The organism is Nesterenkonia sp. CL21, assembly GCF_031705515.1.
GTDB classification, from domain to species: Bacteria; Actinomycetota; Actinomycetes; order Actinomycetales; family Micrococcaceae; genus Nesterenkonia; species Nesterenkonia aethiopica.
In genome coordinates this window covers 732,738-751,209 of record NZ_JAUTWR010000001.1, presented here as the reverse complement: position 1 = coordinate 751,209, position 18,472 = coordinate 732,738, and the positions used below count along the sequence as shown (strand labels likewise).

General features: G+C 69.4%; 18 protein-coding genes. 4 read left to right on the top strand and 14 right to left on the bottom strand.

What is annotated here, in order from left to right; genetic code table 11:
- Together coxB and Q7C18_RS03375 are read right to left on the bottom strand one after the other, a co-directional pair.
- Positions 1-870: a cytochrome c oxidase subunit II gene (coxB, locus tag Q7C18_RS03380; RefSeq protein WP_311024199.1), complete on the bottom strand. Its 870-nt coding sequence runs from the start codon at positions 868-870 to the stop codon at positions 1-3.
- Between the two features lie 532 nt (positions 871-1,402).
- Positions 1,403-1,810, bottom strand: coding sequence for an iron-sulfur cluster assembly accessory protein (locus Q7C18_RS03375; protein WP_070158576.1), 408 nt, complete (start codon positions 1,808-1,810; stop codon positions 1,403-1,405).
- 105 nt (positions 1,811-1,915) lie between these two features.
- On the opposite strand from Q7C18_RS03375, the gene Q7C18_RS03370 reads away from it, so the two are divergent.
- Entirely contained in the window at positions 1,916-2,518 is a 603-nt protein-coding gene (locus Q7C18_RS03370; protein ID WP_311024198.1) for a DUF3043 domain-containing protein, read from the top strand.
- On the opposite strand, the gene Q7C18_RS03365 is transcribed toward Q7C18_RS03370, so the two are convergent.
- Positions 2,493-3,710: a quinone-dependent dihydroorotate dehydrogenase gene (locus Q7C18_RS03365; protein WP_311024196.1), complete on the bottom strand. Its 1,218-nt coding sequence runs from the start codon at positions 3,708-3,710 to the stop codon at positions 2,493-2,495. The two genes, Q7C18_RS03370 and Q7C18_RS03365, sit on opposite strands and share 26 nt — an antisense overlap.
- Before the next feature lie 88 nt (positions 3,711-3,798).
- On the opposite strand from Q7C18_RS03365, the gene Q7C18_RS03360 reads away from it, so the two are divergent.
- Positions 3,799-4,944 carry an alpha/beta hydrolase gene (locus tag Q7C18_RS03360; protein ID WP_311024195.1) on the top strand — a complete coding sequence of 382 codons (1,146 nt, stop codon included), beginning with the start codon at positions 3,799-3,801 and terminating at the stop codon, positions 4,942-4,944.
- Here the strand turns inward: Q7C18_RS03360 and Q7C18_RS03355 are convergent.
- The 10 genes from Q7C18_RS03355 to hrcA form a co-directional block, all read right to left on the bottom strand.
- Positions 4,869-5,723 carry an isoprenyl transferase gene (locus Q7C18_RS03355; RefSeq protein WP_311024193.1) on the bottom strand — a complete coding sequence of 285 codons (855 nt, stop codon included), beginning with the start codon at positions 5,721-5,723 and terminating at the stop codon, positions 4,869-4,871. The genes Q7C18_RS03360 and Q7C18_RS03355 overlap by 76 nt on opposite strands.
- A gap of 2 nt (positions 5,724-5,725) precedes the next feature.
- Positions 5,726-6,463, bottom strand: coding sequence for a DNA repair protein RecO (gene recO, locus Q7C18_RS03350; RefSeq protein ID WP_311024191.1), 738 nt, complete (start codon positions 6,461-6,463; stop codon positions 5,726-5,728).
- A 9-nt stretch (positions 6,464-6,472) separates the two neighbouring features.
- Complete coding sequence (gene leuA / locus Q7C18_RS03345; protein ID WP_311024189.1) at positions 6,473-8,215, bottom strand: 2-isopropylmalate synthase; 1,743 nt, start codon at positions 8,213-8,215, stop codon at positions 6,473-6,475.
- Between the two features lie 289 nt (positions 8,216-8,504).
- The gene (gene era, locus Q7C18_RS03340; protein WP_070158582.1) at positions 8,505-9,479 is read right to left on the bottom strand and encodes a GTPase Era; all 975 of its coding nucleotides are present in this window, start codon (positions 9,477-9,479) and stop codon (positions 8,505-8,507) included.
- A complete protein-coding gene (locus Q7C18_RS03335; RefSeq protein ID WP_311024187.1) occupies positions 9,476-11,011 on the bottom strand; it encodes a hemolysin family protein in 1,536 nt (511 codons plus the stop codon). The genes era and Q7C18_RS03335 overlap by 4 nt, the downstream gene beginning before the upstream one ends.
- On the bottom strand, positions 11,008-11,532 hold the full coding sequence (gene ybeY, locus Q7C18_RS03330; protein WP_085437052.1) for an rRNA maturation RNase YbeY: 525 nt from the start codon (positions 11,530-11,532) through the stop codon (positions 11,008-11,010). The genes Q7C18_RS03335 and ybeY overlap by 4 nt, the downstream gene beginning before the upstream one ends.
- A complete protein-coding gene (locus tag Q7C18_RS03325; RefSeq protein ID WP_311024185.1) occupies positions 11,532-12,674 on the bottom strand; it encodes a PhoH family protein in 1,143 nt (380 codons plus the stop codon). Before Q7C18_RS03325 ends, ybeY begins: the two co-directional genes overlap by 1 nt.
- The gene (locus tag Q7C18_RS03320; protein ID WP_311024183.1) at positions 12,667-13,479 is read right to left on the bottom strand and encodes a 16S rRNA (uracil(1498)-N(3))-methyltransferase; all 813 of its coding nucleotides are present in this window, start codon (positions 13,477-13,479) and stop codon (positions 12,667-12,669) included. The genes Q7C18_RS03325 and Q7C18_RS03320 overlap by 8 nt, the downstream gene beginning before the upstream one ends.
- Positions 13,476-14,600 (bottom strand): molecular chaperone DnaJ, encoded by a 1,125-nt coding sequence (dnaJ, locus tag Q7C18_RS03315; protein ID WP_311024181.1) that lies wholly within the window; start codon positions 14,598-14,600, stop codon positions 13,476-13,478. Before dnaJ ends, Q7C18_RS03320 begins: the two co-directional genes overlap by 4 nt.
- Positions 14,601-14,603: 3 nt before the next feature.
- Positions 14,604-15,629: a heat-inducible transcriptional repressor HrcA gene (hrcA, locus tag Q7C18_RS03310; RefSeq protein WP_311024179.1), complete on the bottom strand. Its 1,026-nt coding sequence runs from the start codon at positions 15,627-15,629 to the stop codon at positions 14,604-14,606.
- A gap of 164 nt (positions 15,630-15,793) precedes the next feature.
- Here hrcA and Q7C18_RS03305 point away from each other — a divergent pair, with 164 nt between their 5' ends.
- Both Q7C18_RS03305 and Q7C18_RS03300 read left to right on the top strand, forming a co-directional pair.
- On the top strand, positions 15,794-16,615 hold the full coding sequence (locus Q7C18_RS03305; RefSeq protein WP_070158587.1) for a DUF3097 family protein: 822 nt from the start codon (positions 15,794-15,796) through the stop codon (positions 16,613-16,615).
- 134 nt (positions 16,616-16,749) lie between these two features.
- Positions 16,750-17,211, top strand: coding sequence for a DUF4870 domain-containing protein (locus Q7C18_RS03300; protein WP_311024177.1), 462 nt, complete (start codon positions 16,750-16,752; stop codon positions 17,209-17,211).
- Here the strand turns inward: Q7C18_RS03300 and hemW are convergent.
- On the bottom strand, positions 17,201-18,472 hold the full coding sequence (gene hemW / locus Q7C18_RS03295; RefSeq protein ID WP_311024175.1) for a radical SAM family heme chaperone HemW: 1,272 nt from the start codon (positions 18,470-18,472) through the stop codon (positions 17,201-17,203). The two genes, Q7C18_RS03300 and hemW, sit on opposite strands and share 11 nt — an antisense overlap.

Sequence of the window (18,472 nt, the reverse complement as noted above, 5' to 3'; positions counted from 1 at the left end):
TCAGTCCCCTTCGGTCGCGGTCACGTCGTCGTGAAGGTTGATGTTGCGGTCGTACTCGTCACCCAGGTGGCCCTCGGGCAGAGTCTGCAGGTAGTCGCGGAACTCCTGCTCGGAGACGACCTCCACGTTGAACAGCATCTCGGAGTGGTACTCACCGCAGAGCTCGGCGCACTTGCCGTCGAAGCTGCCCTCCTCCTGAGGAGTCAGGTGGATCTCGGTGGTGCGTCCGGGGACCATGTCGCGCTTCTGCAGGAAGGCGGGGATCCAGAACGAGTGGATGACATCGCGGGAGTTCAGCTCGAACGTGACCGACTGGTCGACCGGGAGGTACAGGGTCGGCAGCGTGTCGCGCACGCCATCCTCACCGGTCAGGTGAGCCTGGGTGCCGGCGAAGTAGCGCTCGTCGCCGTCGTAGCTGTAGTTGAAGTCCCAGGCCCACTGCTTGCCCCGGACGTCGACGACGAGGTCCGGGTCCTCGTTCGGCTCATCCACGGAGCGCTGCACCTGGTCGGTGTAGAAGAACAGGACGCCCACCATGACCAGCGGCACGATGGTGTACATGATCTCGAGCGGGATGTTGTACGCCAGCTGGCGCGGGTAGCCCGTCTCACCCTTACGACGCCGGTAGGCCACCATGCACCACAGCATGAGGCCCCACGTCAGCAGACCGACAGCCAGCGCTGCGATCCAGGAGTTGACCCACAGGTCGGTCAATTCAGCAGTGTTGCTGGTGGTCTCACGGCTGCCGGGGAGCCAGCCACGCTGGACCTGCTCCGAACAGCCGGTCAGCACCAGTGCCGCCGCGGTGGCCAGCACCATCCCTTTGACGGCGCGCTGGCCTCGGCTGCCGGTTCGTTTCTGCGAACTCACAGACGGCCCTTCCTCTTCCTCGGTGTGCGAATGCGATCGGCACGTTATGGGGCCGTCCTGTGGACTGCTGGTCGCACGGGGACGAGCTGCGCTGGACGGCCTTGGACGCTTCGACGACAAGATTACTACCAACTGTAGTAGTTCGCCCCCCACCCGCCTCGGCTATGACACGGCGGAGACCGCTGTGACCGCCGCCAGCATCCTCCGGAGACCTCCGTGGTGACCAGGGCAGATGCACGAGAACTCCGCTTCTACGCCGCGTAGAAACGCGGGAGAGGCGGAGTTCTCGGGAGCTCGGAGACGACGGCCGGCTCAGCCGTCCCCTGCGTCGGCCCGTGTCACAAATATGACGCCGACGTCGGCGTCGACCACCAGCATGCTGATCGGTCAGCCGAGTCGACGTGGCTCAGGCGCGTCGCTCAGTGGAAGGAGTCGCCGCAGGCGCAGGAGCCCGTTCGGCCGACGCCCGCACCGCGCTGGCGCGCGGCCCGGGTCCCTGCGGCCTCTCTTACACGGAGTCTCCTGCGCAGTCTCAGTGGAAGGAGTCGCCGCAGGCGCAGGAGCCTCCGGCGTTCGGGTTGTCGATCGTGAAGCCCTGCTTGGAGATGGAGTCCTCGAAGTCGATCGTGGCGCCCTCCAGGTACGGCACGCTCATCTTGTCGACCACGACCTGTACGCCGCCGAACTCACGCAGCGCGTCACCGTCGAGGAGGCGCTCGTCGAAGTACAGCTGGTAGATCAGGCCCGAGCAGCCGCCGGGCTGCACGGCCACACGCAGGCGCAGGTCCTGACGGCCCTCCTGCTCGAGCAGCGAAGCGACCTTCTGGGCGGCCGTCTCGGTCAGCTCGACCTGGTGAGGCTTGTGCCCCTCCACGGTTCCTGCGATCTCCTGGGCCTCCGGAGCGGCCTCCGCGGTGGTGTCCTGGGTGGGAGTGGTCATCCGTGCACCTCTTCCGATCTCGACGGGTGTCGGTCTGGGTCGGTCTCTGGGTCTCACCGTATCAACGCCGGAGGAGTCCGCGATCATTCCCGGTAGACTGGCACGGTGCTAGGACGAAAGAAGAAGCAGCAGGAAGAGGCCGAGGCCGCCCACCGCGACGCCGAACAGGCCGAGCAGGAGGCGCACAAGCGCCTCCCCCAGCCCAAGGGGCAGCCCACGCCCCGGCGGAAGGACCAGGTGGCCGCAAGGAAGCGCCCACTGGTGCCGGACGACCGACGCGCCGCCAAGCAGGCCCAGCGCGAGCACATGCGCCAGCTGCGGGAGAAGCAGCGCGTGGCCATGGAGACTGGCGACGAGCGCTACTTGCCTGTGCGGGACCGGGGCCCCCAGCGCCGATTCGTGCGGGACTGGATCGACGCCCGCACCGGGGTCGGCGAGTGGATGCTGATCGTGGTGCTGCTGTTCCTCTTCGTCTCCCTCGCCGTGCCTGAGCAGATGCGCATCATCATGAGCCAGTTCCTGTGGCTGCTGGTGCTCGTGGTGCTCATCGAGTGCTGGTGGGTGGCCCGCAGCGTGCGCCGGAAGATCGAAGAGCGCTTCGGGGAGAAGGAGAAGGGGGTCCGCTTCTACGCCATCATGCGCGCACTGCAGATCCGCCGTCTGCGCCTCCCCAAGCCGCTGGTCAGCCGCGGCGAGTTTCCCGCCTGAGGCGTTCCGGCGCCATCGCGGCCAGTCCACGGTTGATGCGCCGGACCCACAGCGGTCCCTGATAGATGAAGGCGCTGTAGCCCTGCACCAGGTCCGCGCCGTGCCGGAGCCGCTGGGCGACGTCCTCGGCGCCGACCACTCCACCGACGGAGATCACCGTGGTCTCCTCCGGCAGACGCTCACGCAGCCGACGCAGCACCTCGACGGAGCGTGCGGCGAGCACCGGCCCGCTCAGTCCGCCCGCCCCGGCCTTCTCGACCGCCTGGCGCGACGAGCGGAGCCCTTCCCGGGAGATCGTCGTGTTGGTGGCGATGACGCCGTCGAGCCCCAGATCCGCCACGAGGTCGGCGACGGCGTCGACGTCCTCGTCAGCCAGGTCCGGCGCGATCTTCACCAGCAGCGGCACGTGACGCCGGGCTACGGAGTCAGCTTCCCGTCCGACGGCCTCAAGGAGCGGGCGCAGCGCTTCGATGTCCTGCAGCTGGCGCAGACCCGGGGTGTTCGGCGAGGACACATTGACCACCAGATAGTCGGCCACCGGCGCCAGCCGGCGAGCAGACAGCAGGTAGTCCTCCACTGCATCCTCGAGTGGGACGACTTTCGTCTTGCCGATGTTCACCCCCACCACGGGAGCGTGCCTCCCAGCGGACTTCAGGTTCTCGATCCGATGACGCACATCGTCGAGTCTCCCCCGGACCACCTCGGCGCCGTCGTTGTTGAAGCCCATGCGATTGATCAGGGCACGGTCCTGCAGGAGCCGGAACAGCCGGGGCCGAGCGTTCCCTGACTGCGCCTGGGCCGTCACGGTGCCGATCTCCACATGTCCGAAGCCCAGGGCCGCCAGCGGCAGCACCGCCACGGCTCCCTTGTCGAAGCCTGCGGCCAGGCCGAAGGGCGACGGCCAGCGGCGTCCCAGGACGTGGCGCTCCAGCTCGGGCGCTGGCCGAGTGGCCTTCTCCAGCAGGCGGGTGGCCCCCAGCGACTCCGCGAGGCGCAGCCCACGGACCACCAGGTGATGCGCATCTTCGGGGTCCATGCGGGAGAACACCCGGCGGAACAGGAACGAGTACAGCGGATCCGGGGCCTCGGCCGCGGTGGCCGCGCGTCGCGCGGCCCGAGTGGGTTCCGAGGGCGTGGCGGCGGAGGGGGCGGATGCTGCGGGATTCTCAGCGGCGATGTTCTCTCCAGGCATGGTCCTATCCTATGTCGGCCACCGCGCAGGACGGGCCGCCCCTCAAGCCCGGCGGCGCATGTCAGCGGCGGCTCCCTAAGATGGTGGAATGGCGCACACGCACGACACAGCACCACACGACTCAGCACCGCACGACTCTTCGCCCGACCCCTCCCTCGGGTCCGAGGGCCTGATGGAGGACGCTCCGGCCGGAGACTGGGTTCCCGACATCCTGCCGGGATGTGTCAGGCGTACCCTGCCGCTGGGCGAGGACGAGGAGGGACCGCTCAGCGCCACGCTGGTCCGTTACGACGGAGCCCCCAAGCACGGCACCGCCCATGACACCGCCCACGACGGCGGTCCGCTCGCGCCGGTGCTGCACCTGCACGGCTGGTCCGACTACTTCTACAACACTCCGCTGGCCCGCTGCTTCGCCGCCGCGGGTCGGCCCTTCTACGCACTGGACCTCCGACGCTACGGACGCAGCCTGCGCAGCTGGCAGACTCCGGGGTACATCGATGACCTCGTCGAATACGACGCCGACCTCGAATCCGCCCTGGAGGTCATCCGGTCCGAGCATCCTCAGGCCCCGGCACCCCTGATCCACGGCCACTCGACCGGCGGACTCGTCGCCGCACTGTGGGCGCACCGGCACCCCGGCCGCGCCTCGGGCCTGATCCTCAACAGTCCGTGGCTGGAGCTGCCCGGCGATGCGGCCGCACGGGCCGCCGTCGAAGGTCTGCTCGCGCCGCTGAGCCATCTGAATCCCCGGCGCCCGCTGCGGCTGCCGCGGGTGGACAACTACTGGCAGTCCCTCTCGGACCAGGCCCACGGAGAGTGGAGCCTGCACCCGCTCTGGCGGCCCCGTCAGTCCTTTCCCATGCCGGCCGGATGGCTGCGTGCAGTCCTGGCGGGGCACCGTCAGGTCCACGACGGGCTCGACGTCCAGGAGCCGGTGCTGGTGCTGCTGTCGACTCAGACGGTGTACAGCCGCCAATGGAAGGATCAGCTGCGCGAGTCCGATATCGTCCTGGATGTGGAGCTGCTGGCGCGCCGTGCCGTCCGGCTGGGCGGCCGCGTCACCGTGGTGCGACTCGCCCGGGCGATGCACGACGTCTTCGCCTCTCCCGAACCGGTCCGGCTGCAGGCCTTCGACGAGGTGCGCCGGTGGCTGCGGGCCTACGCCCCGGAAGCCGAGTCGGCCGACCCCGCCGATCCTGCCGAGGGGGCCACCCGGTCCACGGCCGCACCGTAGCGGCGATCCCGTTGAGCATAGAGCTCGATGGCATGCCACAGCGTGGTGCGGTCCACATCGGGCCACAGCACATCGAGGAAGACCATCTCGGCATAGGCGGACTGCCACAGCAGGAAGTTCGAGATGCGCTGCTCCCCCGAGCTCCGCAGGAAGAGGTCCACGTCCGGCAGATCGGGCTCGTCCAGGTGCGCCGCGATGGTGGATTCGCGGATGCGGGCCGGATTCAGCTCCCCGGCCGCGACCTTCTCGGCGATGCGCCGTACACCGTCGGTGATCTCGGCCCGGCCTCCGTAGTTCACGCACATCGTCAGAGTGCACCGGTCGTTGCCCCGGGTCTGCTCCTCGGCGGCCTCCAGCTCCTTGATCACCGAGCGCCACAGCCGCGGGCGCCTCCCGTTCCACCGGATGCGCACGCCCCAGTCGTGCAGGACGTCCCTCTGGCGACGCAGCGCGTCCCGCGAGTAGTTCATGAGGAAGCGCACCTCCTCTGGCGAGCGGCGCCAGTTCTCCGTGGAGAAGCCATAGACGGAGACATGCTCGACGCCGATCTCCACCGCTCCCGCCATGACCTCCATCAGCGAGGCCTCGCCGGCCCGGTGGCCGTCGGTGCGCGGCAGTCCGCGCTGGTTCGCCCACCGTCCGTTGCCGTCCATGACGACGGCCACGTGGCGGGGGATCAGTTCCTTCGGCAGCGTCGGGGGTCGTGCGCCGTCGCGATGGGGCCAGGGGTCCGAGTACGGGCGCCGGGCGGCGCTGCGCTGTGAAGCCATGGACTCCATTATCACCCGAGCGAGCTGAGTCTCCGCTCCAGATGATGCTGGACGTAGCTGGTCACCACGGAGGAGGCCTCATGACGTGCCTCCGGAGCGGCCTCCGATGCGCTCTGCCACGATCCGTGCTGCAGCGCGTGGAGCAGATCCGTGGTCGCCGGAGCCAGAGTCCGCGTCCCGGGCGGACGACAGTCCGGGCAGACCGGCCCCCCGAGGCCCGCATGGAACCCCGGCTGGGGGCCGGGCCGGCCGCAGGCCACACAGGCGGTCCAGGTCACAGCCCATCCGGCGGTGCTCAGAGCCCTCAGAAGATAGGAGTTCAGCACCAGGTCCGGAGCGTGCACCCCACGGGCCAGGGCAGAGAGCGCCCCGTGCAGCAGCCGGAACTGCGGCCGACTGTCCTCGGGATCAGACTCGGTCAACCGTTCGGCCGCCTCCGCCATGATGTGCGCGCTGGTGTACTTCTCATAGTCAGCGACGATCATCGCCCCATACGCGCCCTTCGACACGGCCTGCGTGACGATGTCCAGGCTGCGCCCATGGACGAGCTGCACGTCGGCCACCATGAACGGCTCCAGGGTGGCGCCGAACTTCGACGACGTCCGGCGCACACCCTTGGCCACGCCGCGCACCAGACCGTGCTCGGCGGTGAGCATCGTGATGATGCGGTCCGCCTCCCCCAGGTTGCGGGTGCGCAGGATCAGGGCGTTGTCGCGATAGCTGCGCGAGGCGAAGGTCGATCCGGCCACGGATCGAGTCTACGACTCCGTGTCGCGGATCGCTCGGTTCACCGCCGAGACCACCGCCTGCAGGGAGGCCGCCGTGGTGTTGTGGTCGATGCCCACGCCCCACAGGACGCGATCCCCGATGGCGCATTCCACGAAGGCCGCCGCCTGGGCGTCGCCTCCCTGACTCATCGCGTGCTCGGTGTAGTCGAGCACCCGGACGTCGACGCCGTCGCGGCCCAGGATCTCCACCAGCGCCGCGACAGGGCCGTTGGCTTCGGCGTGATGCTCGACCACCGACCCGTTGGTCTGCAGCTGCAGGTCCATGGAGAAGGCGCCCTCCGCCGTCGAGGAGGTGCGGACCTCCCCGATGCGGTAGTGGCCCCAACGGCGGGCCGCGCTGTCCACCGGCAGATACTCGTCCCGGAAGACCTGCCAGATCTCCTCCCCGGAGACCTCGCCGCCGTCGGCATCTGCACGGTGCTGGATGACCTGGGAGAACTCAACCTGGGCACGGCGCGGCAGATCGATCCCGTGCTCCGACTTCAGCAGGTAGGCCACCCCACCCTTGCCGGACTGCGAGTTCACCCGGATGACCGCCTCATAGCTGCGGCCGATGTCCTTCGGGTCGATGGGCAGGTACGGCACAGCCCAGGTGACGTCGGCGACGTCCTGTCCCTGCTCCTCGGCCCTCCGTTCGATGTGTTCGAAGCCCTTCTTGATGGCGTCCTGGTGAGAGCCGGAGAAGGCGGTGAACACCAGATCGCCGCCGTACGGGGAGCGTTCCGGCACCGGCATCTGGTTGCAGTGCTCGACGGTGCGGCGGATGTGGTCCATGTCCCGGAAGTCGATCTGAGGGTCCACACCCTGGCTGAAGAGATTCATGCCCAGCGTGATCAGGTCCACGTTGCCGGTGCGCTCACCGTTGCCGAACAGGCATCCCTCGATGCGGTCCGCCCCGGCCATGTAGCCCAGCTCGGCGGCGGCCACGCCGGTGCCCCGGTCGTTGTGCGGGTGCAGGGAGAGGATGATCGAGTCGCGGTTGCGCAGATTGCGGTGCATCCACTCGATGGAGTCCGCGTACACGTTGGGCGTGGCCATCTCCACCGTGGCCGGCAGGTTCACGATGACCTTCTTCTCCGGGGAGGCGCCGAAGACGTCGACGACCTCGTCCGAGATGTGCGCGGCGAACTCCAGCTCGGTGCCCGTGAAGGACTCCGGCGAGTACTGGTAGACGACCTCGGTGCCCGAACGCATCTGCTCTTCGTACTTGAGGCAGAGGCGGGCACCCTGGGTGGCGATGTCCACGATGCCGTCCTTGTCCTGGCGGAAGACGACCTCGCGCTGCAGCACCGAGGTGGAGTTGTAGAGGTGGACGATGGCTCGTGGGGCGCCGTCGATCGCCTCGAAGGTCCGCTCGATGAGGTGCTCCCGGGCCTGGGTGAGGACCTGGATGTAGACGTCGTCGGGGATGCGGTCCTGCTCGACGAGCTGCCGCACGAAGTCGAAGTCCGTCTGCGAGGCCGCCGGGAATCCGACCTCGATCTCCTTGTAACCCATCGCGACCAGCAGGTCGAACATCCGGTGCTTCCGCTCCGGAGACATGGGATCGATCAGCGCCTGGTTGCCGTCACGGAGATCGACGGCGCACCACCGCGGAGCGGAGGTGATGACCTTGTCCGGCCAGGTCCGATCCGGCAGGGAGACGGTGATCTGGTCCTGGAAGGGCACGTACCGGTGATATGGCATCGGCGAGGTCTGCTGCAGAGTGCGCATGGTTCATCCTTGGGTCGAGAGAGTGCGGTCGAGAAGCCGAGGCGCCGGTCAGCAGGACCGGGGTATGAGACTCCGCAACGGGGTTCGGCTCGTCAGGATGCTGCGCCGTGGATGATGTGCTGCACGCGCGACAGCTGGTCCCCGCTGCGGCGGAGAAGCTGTAGTAGTCGCGGTGCGGTCGTGAAAGTCAGCACGTCTCTCACGCTAGCACGTCATCTGCGCGCTGCCCATGACCTGACGCCGGACGTTCCAGAGTGTGGACCGGCAGGACGCCTGGTGCCCCGGGCCTTCAGAATCCCAGACGGCCCAGCTTCTTGGCGTCCCGCTGCCAGTCCTTGCTGACCTTGACGTGGAGATCCAGATAGACGGGCGTCCCGAGCAGCTTCTTGATGCCCTCGCGGGCCTGTGTGCCGATCTGCTTCAGCCGCGCGCCCCGGCGGCCGATGATGATCGCCTTCTGCGAGTCACGCTCCACGTGGATGCTGACCCGGACGTCGAGCAGCGGGCGGTCCTCCGGGCGGCCCTCGCGGGGGACCATCTCCTCCACGACGACGGCGATCGAATGCGGCAGCTCGTCCCGGACGTCCTCGAGAGCGGCCTCCCGGACGAGCTCCGCGACCATCACCGCCTCGGGCTCGTCCGTGAGGTCCCCCTGCGGGTACAGGGGCGGGGAGAGCGGCATCATGGCCGCCAGCTCATCGGCGACGACGTCGACCTGGTCCCCCGCGACCGCCGAGACGGGGATGATGGCGGAGAAGCCGTCAGCCTGGCGGCCCTCGCCGGCGAGGTGCTCACGGCCCAGCTGGTCCACGGCCATCAGCTGCTCGGCCAGGGCATCCCGCGGCACGGTGTCGGTCTTGGTCACCAGGGCGACCACCGGCTTATGCGGGACCTTGGTCAGCTGCCCGGCGATGAACCGGTCCCCCGGGCCGATCTTCTGGTCCGCCGGCAGGCAGAAGCCGACCACGTCGACCTCGGAGAGCGTGTCGATGACCAGATCGTTGAGCCGCTGGCCCAGCAGCGTCCGGGGCCGGTGCAGACCCGGGGTGTCCACCAGGACCAGCTGGGCATCCTCCCGATGGACGATCCCGCGGATGGTGTGGCGCGTGGTCTGGGGCTTCGAGGAGGTGATCGCCACCTTCGAGCCGACCAACGCGTTGGTCAGCGTCGACTTCCCGGCGTTGGGGCGCCCCACGAAGCTGGCGAATCCCGCGCGGTGGTTCTCATCATGCTCTGCGAAGGTGATCTCTGCGTCGGTGCTCACCGCTGCTCCTGCCGGTCGGTCCTGTGGTCCTGGTCGTGTGGGTCGTGCCGGTCCTGCGCGTCCTGCTCTCCGGCGTCGTGCTGGTCGGCGTCGTGCTGGTCGGCGTCGTGCTGAGCGGCCGATCCTGTGGCGGTGGTCGGTCCGGGGGTGCGTGCCTCCGCGTCGGCCTCCCGACGATCCTGGGCCTCATGGGCGAAGACCTCGGGGGCGTCCTCGGTGCCGAGCCCGGCCCGGGCCCCGCGGCGACCTTCGACCTCCCAGGCGAGCACATGGCTCACCCGGTTGCGTCGACCCTCGAGACGGTCGGCCCGCAGCACGACCCCGTCGATCTCGACCTCGGAGCCCGCGATCGGCACTCGTCCGAGAGTCTTGGCGAGCAGCCCGCCGAGCGTGTCGACCTCGTCCTCGTCGTCGAGGTCGAGGTCGAAGAGGTCCGCGAAGTCGTCCACCGCCATGCGGGCCGCGAGGCGACGGCGTCCGTCCTCGAGCTCCTCCACCTCGGCGGACTCGACGTCGTATTCGTCGACGATCTCCCCCACGATCTCCTCGATCAGGTCCTCCAAGGTCACGAGACCGGCGGTGCCGCCGTACTCATCGACCACGACGGCCACATGCGTGGACTCCCGCTGCAGCTCGGAGAGGAACTCGGAGACCATCTTGGACTCGGGCACGTACCGCACGTCACGTTGGACCTCGTCCACCGTAATCGTGTCCGCGGTCCGGCCGCGGAACTCATCGGAGACCTCGCCGGCGCGCAGCTGGTGCTCCAGGAATGCCACGTCCTTGAGGTACACCATCCCCGTGATGTCGTCGGCGGATCCGCGCACCACCGGCACACGCGAGTATCCGGACCTCAGGAACAACGTCATCACCTCCGGCAGCGTGGCTCCGGTGTCCACGGTGACCATGTCCGTGCGCGGCACCATGACCGCCCGGACCCGAGTCGCGGAGAGGTCGAAGACGGACTGGATGAGCTCTGCCTCGGCGTCCTCGAGGATGTCCGTCTCGGAGGCACGGGCCACGAACTCTCGGAACTCCTCGTCATCGAAGAACCCCTGGTATGCGTCATCCGTGCCGGGTGCGATGCGGGCGCCGACGCGGGCCAGCACGACCGGGACGGGGCCGAGCGCCAGCCGCAGCCCCCGTACCAGTCGGGCGGTGGCGGCAGAGACCACCAGGTGATGTGCCCGCCCGAGTCGGCGTGGAGAGAGCGTGGCCAGCACGACGCCGCCGGCCAGCAGCACCAGCGCGGCGACGAGGGCTGCCAGGGCGACGTCATCGAGGAGGAACAGCACCGCCACCGTGACCAGCACGACCGCCGCGCTGGCGAAGATCCACCGCCACAGCTGCAGCGCCACGGTGTGCGGCACCGGCTCCAGCAGGATCTTCTGGACGGCTCGCGAGCCCTGCCTCTCTGCGATGTCCTCCGCCTCGCGCCGGGAGAGACGCATGAAGGCGGCCTCGGCGGTGGAGAGCACCGCGGCGACGGCGGCGCACAGCAGACCCGCCAGGGCGAGCAGAACGCTGCTCATGGTCCGTCGACGGTCGGGGTCGGGGCCCGTCGCCCGAGGAACTCTTCCAGGAGCCGTGCCTGGAGCGCGAACATCACCTGACGTTCGTCCTGCTCGACATGGTCGTGTCCGAGCAGGTGCAGGACCCCGTGGACCGTGAGCAGGGCGAGCTCGTCACCGGTCCCGTGTCCGGCCGCCTCCGCCTGCCGCCGCGCCACCTCAGGGCAGATCACGATGTCACCGAGCATGCCCTCGGCCACGGGCTCCTCGGCGGTGCCCGGGCGCAGCTCGTCCATGGGCAGGCTCATCACGTCGGTGGGACCGGGCAGGTCCATCCAGTCGAGGTGCAGCTGCGCCATCCGGGCCTCGTCGACGAGGGTCACGGTCAGCTCGACCTCCCGAGAGAGATGCAGCCGGGCATAGAGCATCCCGGTGAGGCGCCCGAGCATCTCCTGCACGTCCTCCGCCAGCGCGGAGGAGCCGGACTCATCGCTGATCGCCACACCCGCCGGCCGCGTGCAGGCAGATTCCGAGGACGGCATCAGCGCTCGTCCTCGGCCATGGCGGTCCTCTCGCTGCGGGGCCGCCGTCGGTCCTGCGGGCTCCGACGAGCGCCCTGGGGCCCACCGCCTGTCCCCGTGGAACGTCGGCTGTCCTGCCGCTGCTGGAAGGACTCATAGGCGTCGACGATCCGGCCCACGAGCTGATGCCGGACGACGTCCTGGGAGCCCAGGCGGGAGATCGTGATGCCCTCGACGCCGTCGAGGATGTCCAGCACGGTCCGCAGGCCCGAGTCGGTGCCATGAGGCAGGTCCACCTGGGTGATGTCTCCGGTGACCACGATCTTGGAGTTGAAGCCCAACCGGGTCAGGAACATCTTCATCTGTTCGGCGGTGGTGTTCTGGGCCTCGTCGAGGATGATGAAGGAGTCGTTGAGCGTCCGGCCACGCATGTAGGCCAGCGGAGCCACCTCGATGATCCCGGACTCCATGAGCCGCGGGATCGACTCCGGGTCGATCATGTCGTGCAGCGCGTCGTAGAGAGGGCGCAGATAGGGGTCGATCTTCTCGTTGAGGCTGCCCGGCAGGAACCCGAGCCTCTCCCCCGCCTCGACGGCGGGCCGCGTGAGGATGATGCGGTTGATCTCCTTGGCCTGCAGGGCCTGTACGGCCTTGGCCATGGCCAAGTAGGTCTTGCCGGTGCCGGCGGGTCCGATCCCGAAGACCACGGTGGCCTCGTCGATCTGATCCACATAGGTCTGCTGGTTCGCCGTCTTGGGCCGGATGGTCTTGCCCCGGTGGGACAGGATATTGGTGGTGATCATCCGGGCGGAGGCTCCGGCCTGGTTCGCCCGCACCATGGTCGCGACCTGCTCGACGATCTCCTCGCCCACCGTGGTGCCGGAGGCCGCCAGGCTCTTGAGCTGCGAGAGGATCTCCACGATCTGCCGGACGTCCTGCTCGGGGCCCGCGACCGTGATCAGCTGGTCCCGCAGGCCGATGGACGCCGCCGGGCAGATGCCCTGGAGGATGCGGATCGCCAGATCCTGCGGGCCGAGGGCACGGAACATCGTGTCGGAGTCGGCGAAGTGCACCGTGCGTTCGATGCTGCCCACCGGAGAGGCCGCGGCGCCGGCGGCCACACCGGAGGTGGAGTCGGCGGGGGTGAAGGGAGTATCAGTCATCGGTGCTCAGTCTACTGGTGATGTCGTCGGGAGCTTCCTCGCGCTCCCACCTGCCCAGCAGCACCTGTACGCCGGCCAGGGCGGCCGGCCCTGCCGTCGACGAACGCAGCACAGTGCGCCCCAGGCGCGCCACCCGAGCACCTGCGGCGACCAGCCGCTCGATCTCGCCCCGCGAGATCCCTCCCTCCGGGCCCACCAGCAGATGCAGCTCCTCGACGTTGGAAGCATCGACGTCCTGCAGCGCGCCGGCCAGAGTGTGCTCGTCAGACTCATGGAGCACCACGACGGCCCGCCGCGGATCCGCGGCAGCTGCCGCCGCATACTGCGCGGTGGTGTGCAGCTGCTCCACCTCGGGGACGGCGGTGCGGCGCGTCTGCTTGGCCGCGGCCCGGACCGTCGAGACCCACTCCGCGTGCTTCTTCGCCTCCCGACCCGCCTTCCAGCGGGCCACGGAGCGCTCGGCCTGCCACGGCACGATCCGGTCCACGCCGAGCTCCGTGGCGGACTCGATCGCCTGCAGGTCCCGACGGTCCTTCGCCAGCGCCTGGACCAGCACAAGACGGGGACGCTCGTCAGGCTCCTCCTCGACGGCGGAGACCTCCACCGTCAGCACACCGGCCCCCGTCTCGACCACCGATCCGGTGACCCGCAGCCGGCGCGTGTCGGAGAGGTGGACCTCCTCCCCGACCTCGAGGCGCATCACCGTGGCCGCGTGGTGGCCCTCCGCGCCGTCGAGCCGGACGTGGTCGCCGCAGGAGACGCCGTCGAGCCGTCCCGGCGCCAGGTGGAACAGCGGAGCTGTCACAGGCTGTCCCAGGCCTCGCGGAGTTTGGCGAACATCCCCCGGTGCTCCGTGGTGGACTCCCCCAGCTCCTCGTCACGCTCGGCGGCCAGCTCACGGAGCAGCTCGCGCTGGCGATCAGTCAGCTTGGTGGGGGTCTCGACCTTCAGATGCACCTTCAGCGCACCGCGGCCGCCGCCGCGCAGGTGCGCGACACCGCGGTCCCGCAGCGTCAGCACCTCGCCCGACTGCGTGCCCGGCTTGACCTCGATCTCCTCGGTCCCGTCGAAGGTCTCCAGACTGACCGTGGTGCCGAGGGCGGCGGCCGTCATGGGGATGGACACGGTGGCGTGCAGGTCGTTCCCGCGTCGGGTGAAGACGTCGTGGGGCCGGACGTCCACCTCGATGAACAGGTCGCCGTGCGGCCCGCCGGCCAGTCCGGCCTCCCCTTCCCCGGCGAGGTGGATGCGGTTGCCTTTGTCCACGCCGGCGGGGATCTTGACCTTCAGCGTGCGGCGTTCGCGCACCCTGCCCTGTCCGTCGCACTCCTGACACGGGTCCTCGATGATGCTGCCGAAGCCGGAGCACCGAGCGCAGGCTTCGGTCTGCAGGACGGTGCCCAGGATGGAGCGCATGGGCCGCTGGACCTGGCCCTGACCGTGGCAGTCGGGGCAGGTCGTCGGGCTGGTCCCCTCCCGCGTGCACGAGCCATGGCAGACAGAGCACGTGACCGCCGTCTCGATCTCCACCTCCTTGGTGGTGCCGAACACGGCGTCCTTGAGATCGATGCGCACGCGGATGAGGGAGTCTTGGCCGCGCCGGGTGCGGGAGGCCGGACCCGAGGCTCCGGCGCCGAAGAACGTCTCGAAGATGTCGCTGAAGCCGCCGAAGCCCTGGCCCCCTCCCCCGAATCCGCCGCCGAAGGGCGACCGGCCGTTCTCGTCACCGGTGGCGTCATAGTTGCGGCGCTTCTCCGGGTCGGAGAGCACCTCATAGGCGCGTCCGATGAGCTTGAACTGATCGGCGGCGTCCTCCGAGGGGTTCACATCCGGATGCAGCCTGCGCGCCTTCTTCCGGTACGCCTTCTTGATCTCATCGGTCGACGCCTCTCGGCTCACGCCGAGCGCCTCGTAGTAGTCAGTCACTTCTCACCCTTCAGAGAGAATCCGGGACAGGTACCGTGCCATGGCTCGCACCGCCGACATGGTGGAGCCGTAGTCCATGCGTGTGGGCCCGACGACGCCGAGCTTCGCGGCGTCGCCGCCGTCGCCGACCGCGTACTCCGCAGCGACCACCGAGGTCTCGGACAGCGAGTCATGGCTCGTCTCATGACCGATCCGCACGGAGAGGCCACGGCGGTCCTGCTCCATCTCGGTGAGCAGGCGCAGCAGGACCACCTGCTCCTCGAGGGCCTCCAGGACGGGACCGAGCGAGGGGCCCAGGTCGCGGTCAGACCTGGCGAGGTTAGCAGTGCCGGCCATGATGATGCGATCCACCCGTCCGGACTCCAGCACCGCCTCCACCGTGTGGGCGACGATCGCGAGGCTGGAGCGCAGCGACGGCTCGACCGAGCCGAGCAGGCGGTCCACCGGCAGCGGCAGCGCCGAGGCGGACCGGTTGTGGAGCTCCCCGGCGAGCCGCTGACCGAGCACCTGCAGCGAATCGTCGTCCACAGGCTCCGGCAGTGTGGCCATCCGCTGCTCCACCTTCCCGGAGGAGAGGATCACAACCACCAGCACCTTGAGCGGCCCCATGGACAGGACCTCGATGTGCCGGATGCGCGCCGTGGACTGCTGGGGGTGCTGCAGGACGGCGACCTGGTTGGTGAGCATGGCCAGCAGACGCACGGTCTGCTCCAGCATGGCGTCATGGTCGTCTGCGGCCTCCACCAGGGTGTCCATCGCGCGACGCTCGGCCCGCGACAGCGGACGGACCTCGGTGATGCGGTCCACGAAGAGCCGATACCCCTGGTCGGTGGGGATCCGGCCCGCGGAGGTATGTGGGGCCGCGATGAGGCCTTCGGCCTCCAGGAAGGCCATGTCATTGCGGATGGTGGCCGGAGAGACCTCGAGGTTGTGGCGATCCACCAGCGCCTTGGACCCGACAGGCTCCTGGGTCTGGACGTAGTCCTCCACGATCGCACGCAGCACCTGCAGGCGACGGGTGTCAGACATCGCTGGTCTCCTCTCCCGGCGGCGATTGGCACTCTCCTGCGACAAGTGCCAATTCTAGCGCGTGTCGTCGGGATCCGCCGAAGTCGCCGCCGCCGCTGCTAGGCTCCCGGGCTGTGACATCTCCTCACTTCCCCACCGACTGGTCCGCCTGGGGCCCCGCGGACATGGCCGAACGGCGTCGCGCCCAGTACCGTGAGGTCCCGCCGCTCCCCGCCGACCACGGCACCGTGGTGGAGGAGACCGAGTCGGGGTGGGTCGGTGCCGTGGTGGGTGTGGAGGCGGCCGGCGGCATCCGCGTGGTCCGCCTGGAGGACCGCCACGGCCGCAGCCGGGCCTTCCCACTGGGGCACGGGTTCCTGCACGACGGCGCCCCGGTGGAGCTGGTCCCGCCGAAGCCTCGCACCGCCCCGCAGGGCCCCCGCCGCACCGCATCGGGCTCGCTGGCTGTGGAGGGCGCCCGGGCACGAGTCGCCCGGGCCTCCCGGATCTGGGTGGAGGGAACCCATGACGCCGAACTGGTCGAGAAGGTCTGGGGCGAGGACCTGCGGCTCGAGGGAGTCGTCGTCGAACCTCTGCACGGCGCAGACGACCTCGTCGGGGCCCTGCGGGAGTTCGGACCGAGCCGGGACCGTCGAGTGGGTGTGCTGCTGGACCACCTCGTCCCGGGCTCCAAGGAGAGCCGCATTGCGGCCGAGGCCATGTCCATGCCGGGGGCGGCCGGCAACGTGACAGTACTGGGCCACCCCTATGTGGACGTCTGGCAGGCGGTGAAGCCCCAGCTCGTGGGACTTCAGGCCTGGCCCGACATCCCTCGGCACATCGACATCAAAGTGGGCACCCTCCAGGCACTCGGCTGGCCGCATTCCGGGCAGCGGGACATCGCCGCCGGCTGGAAGCGGATCCTGGGGACGGTCTCCAGCTACACCGACCTGGAACCGGCCCTCCTGGGACGGGTCGAGGAGCTCATCGACTTCGTCACCGGCTGACGCCTGCGCCCGGCGGCTCCGCGGGGGTGTCGCCGGCAGCCCACGTCCAGGAGGGGGCGGTAGAATCTGCCTCATCCGTGCAGGCCCCCCGGGTCCGCACGACCGCCATCCCACGAGCATCAGAGAGGGGCGCCGTGCCACAGTCCGAGCCGCCACATCCGCAGCAGCCGAACTCGGGCGACCGTCACCGGCCTGCGGACCGACGCCGCCAGCACGCCGGGGACTCCGAGCGCGTCGAGGGCTCCGCCGACGCGGCGCTGCCGCTGACCCCTTCGGAGGACCGTCGCTGGGCGACGCTGTCCCACTTCGGCGGGCTCATGGGCTGCGTGCCGTCGCTGATCATCTACCTCGTGTTCCGGGACCGAGGTCCGTTCACCGCACAGGAGTCCAAGGAGGCCCTGAACTTCACCCTGCCGCTGACCGTGGTGATGCTCGTCTGCTACGTGCTGGCGCTGATCCCCGCCATCGGGTGGATCTTCGGACTGGTCGCCGTCTTCCTGTGGGTCGTGATGACGATCTCAGGTCTCGTGGCGGGCATCGAGTGCAACAAGGGTCGCCCCTACCGGTACCGGATGAACCTGCGCCTCATCCACTGAGGCGACGGGTCACCGCATCGGCCAGCAGGCGGCCCTGCAGCGTGAGCACCACCCGTCCGCGCGGGCTCCGCTCATCCGGGTTCAACGGTCCCTCCTGCGCCAGCCCCTCGTGGACCAGGGCCCGCAAGACTCCGTCGTCGAGGCGTCGAGCCCCAGGCAGCGCCTCATGCTCGGCCACGTCGAGGCCCTCGGCGATCCGCAGGCGCAGCATCAGGTGCTCCAGCGCCTGTGCGTCGTCGTCGAGAAGCTCCCTGCCGTGGCCCGGGGTGATGCCCTGGTGGAGCCGCTGGGCGTAGGCGGCGGGGTGCTTGACGTTCCACCAGCGCAGTCCGCCCAGGTGGGAGTGGGCGCCCGGCCCCGCACCCCACCAGTCGGAGTCCCGCCAGTAGTTCAGGTTGTGCTGCGACCGGGTCGACTCATCCCGCGAGAAGTTCGAGACCTCGTACCACTGGTGTCCGGCCGCGCTCAGCAGCTCGTCGGTGAGCAGGTACTTGTCCGCATGGTCATCCGGATCCACATCGGGCAGCTCGCCGCGGCGGACCTTCGCCGCCATCGCGGTGCCCTCCTCCACGATCAGCGAGTACGCCGAGACATGGTCCGGATCCATCGCGACCGCAGTCTCCAGGCTGGTGCGCCAGTCCTCCAAGGTCTCTCCCGGCGTGCCATAGATCAGGTCCAGGCTGACCTGAAGGCCCTGGCTCCGGACGGCGTCGACCGCACGGGTGACATTGGCAGGATCATGGGTGCGGTCCAGTGTGCGCAGCACCTTCGGCACCGCCGACTGCATGCCCAGACTCACCCGGGTGAATCCGGCCTCGGCCAATGCGGCGGCGGTAGCTTCGTCCACGGTGTCGGGGTTCGCCTCCGTGGTGACCTCCGCCCCCGGGGCCACCCCGAACAGGGACCGGGCGCGCTCCAGGATGCGGGCCAGGGACTCGGCCGGGAGCAGCGTGGGGGTGCCGCCGCCGAAGAAGATCGTGCTCAAGGGGCGCTCGGGCGCCCCGGCGCGTGCCAGCAGATCCGCGGCGAACTCCAACTCCCGGATCAGCGTCTCCGGGTAGGACTCCCGGGACGCACCCGGACCGAGGTCCTCAGCCGTGTAGGTGTTGAAGTCGCAATAGCCGCAGCGCACCGAGCAGAAGGGGATGTGCACGTACAGCCCCAGCGGCGCTGAGGCGCGCCCGCCCAGCCCGGCGAGCACCCGCGCGGGCAGCGCGCCGTCGGCCGGGACCGGATCGCCCACCGGAAGCGTGGCAGGCAC

Excerpts from the sequence above, each read along its gene's own strand:
- Q7C18_RS03375 (WP_070158576.1), bottom strand. The coding sequence starts at position 1,810 with ATGACCACTCCCACCCAGGACACCACCGCGGAGGCCGCTCCGGAGGCC.
- Q7C18_RS03365 (WP_311024196.1), bottom strand. The coding sequence starts at position 3,710 with ATGCCTGGAGAGAACATCGCCGCTGAGAATCCCGCAGCATCCGCCCCC.
- Q7C18_RS03360 (WP_311024195.1), top strand. The coding sequence starts at position 3,799 with ATGGCGCACACGCACGACACAGCACCACACGACTCAGCACCGCACGAC.
- Q7C18_RS03355 (WP_311024193.1), bottom strand. The coding sequence starts at position 5,723 with ATGGAGTCCATGGCTTCACAGCGCAGCGCCGCCCGGCGCCCGTACTCG.
- leuA (WP_311024189.1), bottom strand. The coding sequence starts at position 8,215 with ATGCGCACTCTGCAGCAGACCTCGCCGATGCCATATCACCGGTACGTG.
- Q7C18_RS03335 (WP_311024187.1), bottom strand. The coding sequence starts at position 11,011 with ATGAGCAGCGTTCTGCTCGCCCTGGCGGGTCTGCTGTGCGCCGCCGTC.
- ybeY (WP_085437052.1), bottom strand. The coding sequence starts at position 11,532 with ATGCCGTCCTCGGAATCTGCCTGCACGCGGCCGGCGGGTGTGGCGATC.
- Q7C18_RS03325 (WP_311024185.1), bottom strand. The coding sequence starts at position 12,674 with ATGACTGATACTCCCTTCACCCCCGCCGACTCCACCTCCGGTGTGGCC.
- hrcA (WP_311024179.1), bottom strand. The coding sequence starts at position 15,629 with ATGTCTGACACCCGTCGCCTGCAGGTGCTGCGTGCGATCGTGGAGGAC.
- Q7C18_RS03305 (WP_070158587.1), top strand. The coding sequence starts at position 15,794 with ATGGCCGAACGGCGTCGCGCCCAGTACCGTGAGGTCCCGCCGCTCCCC.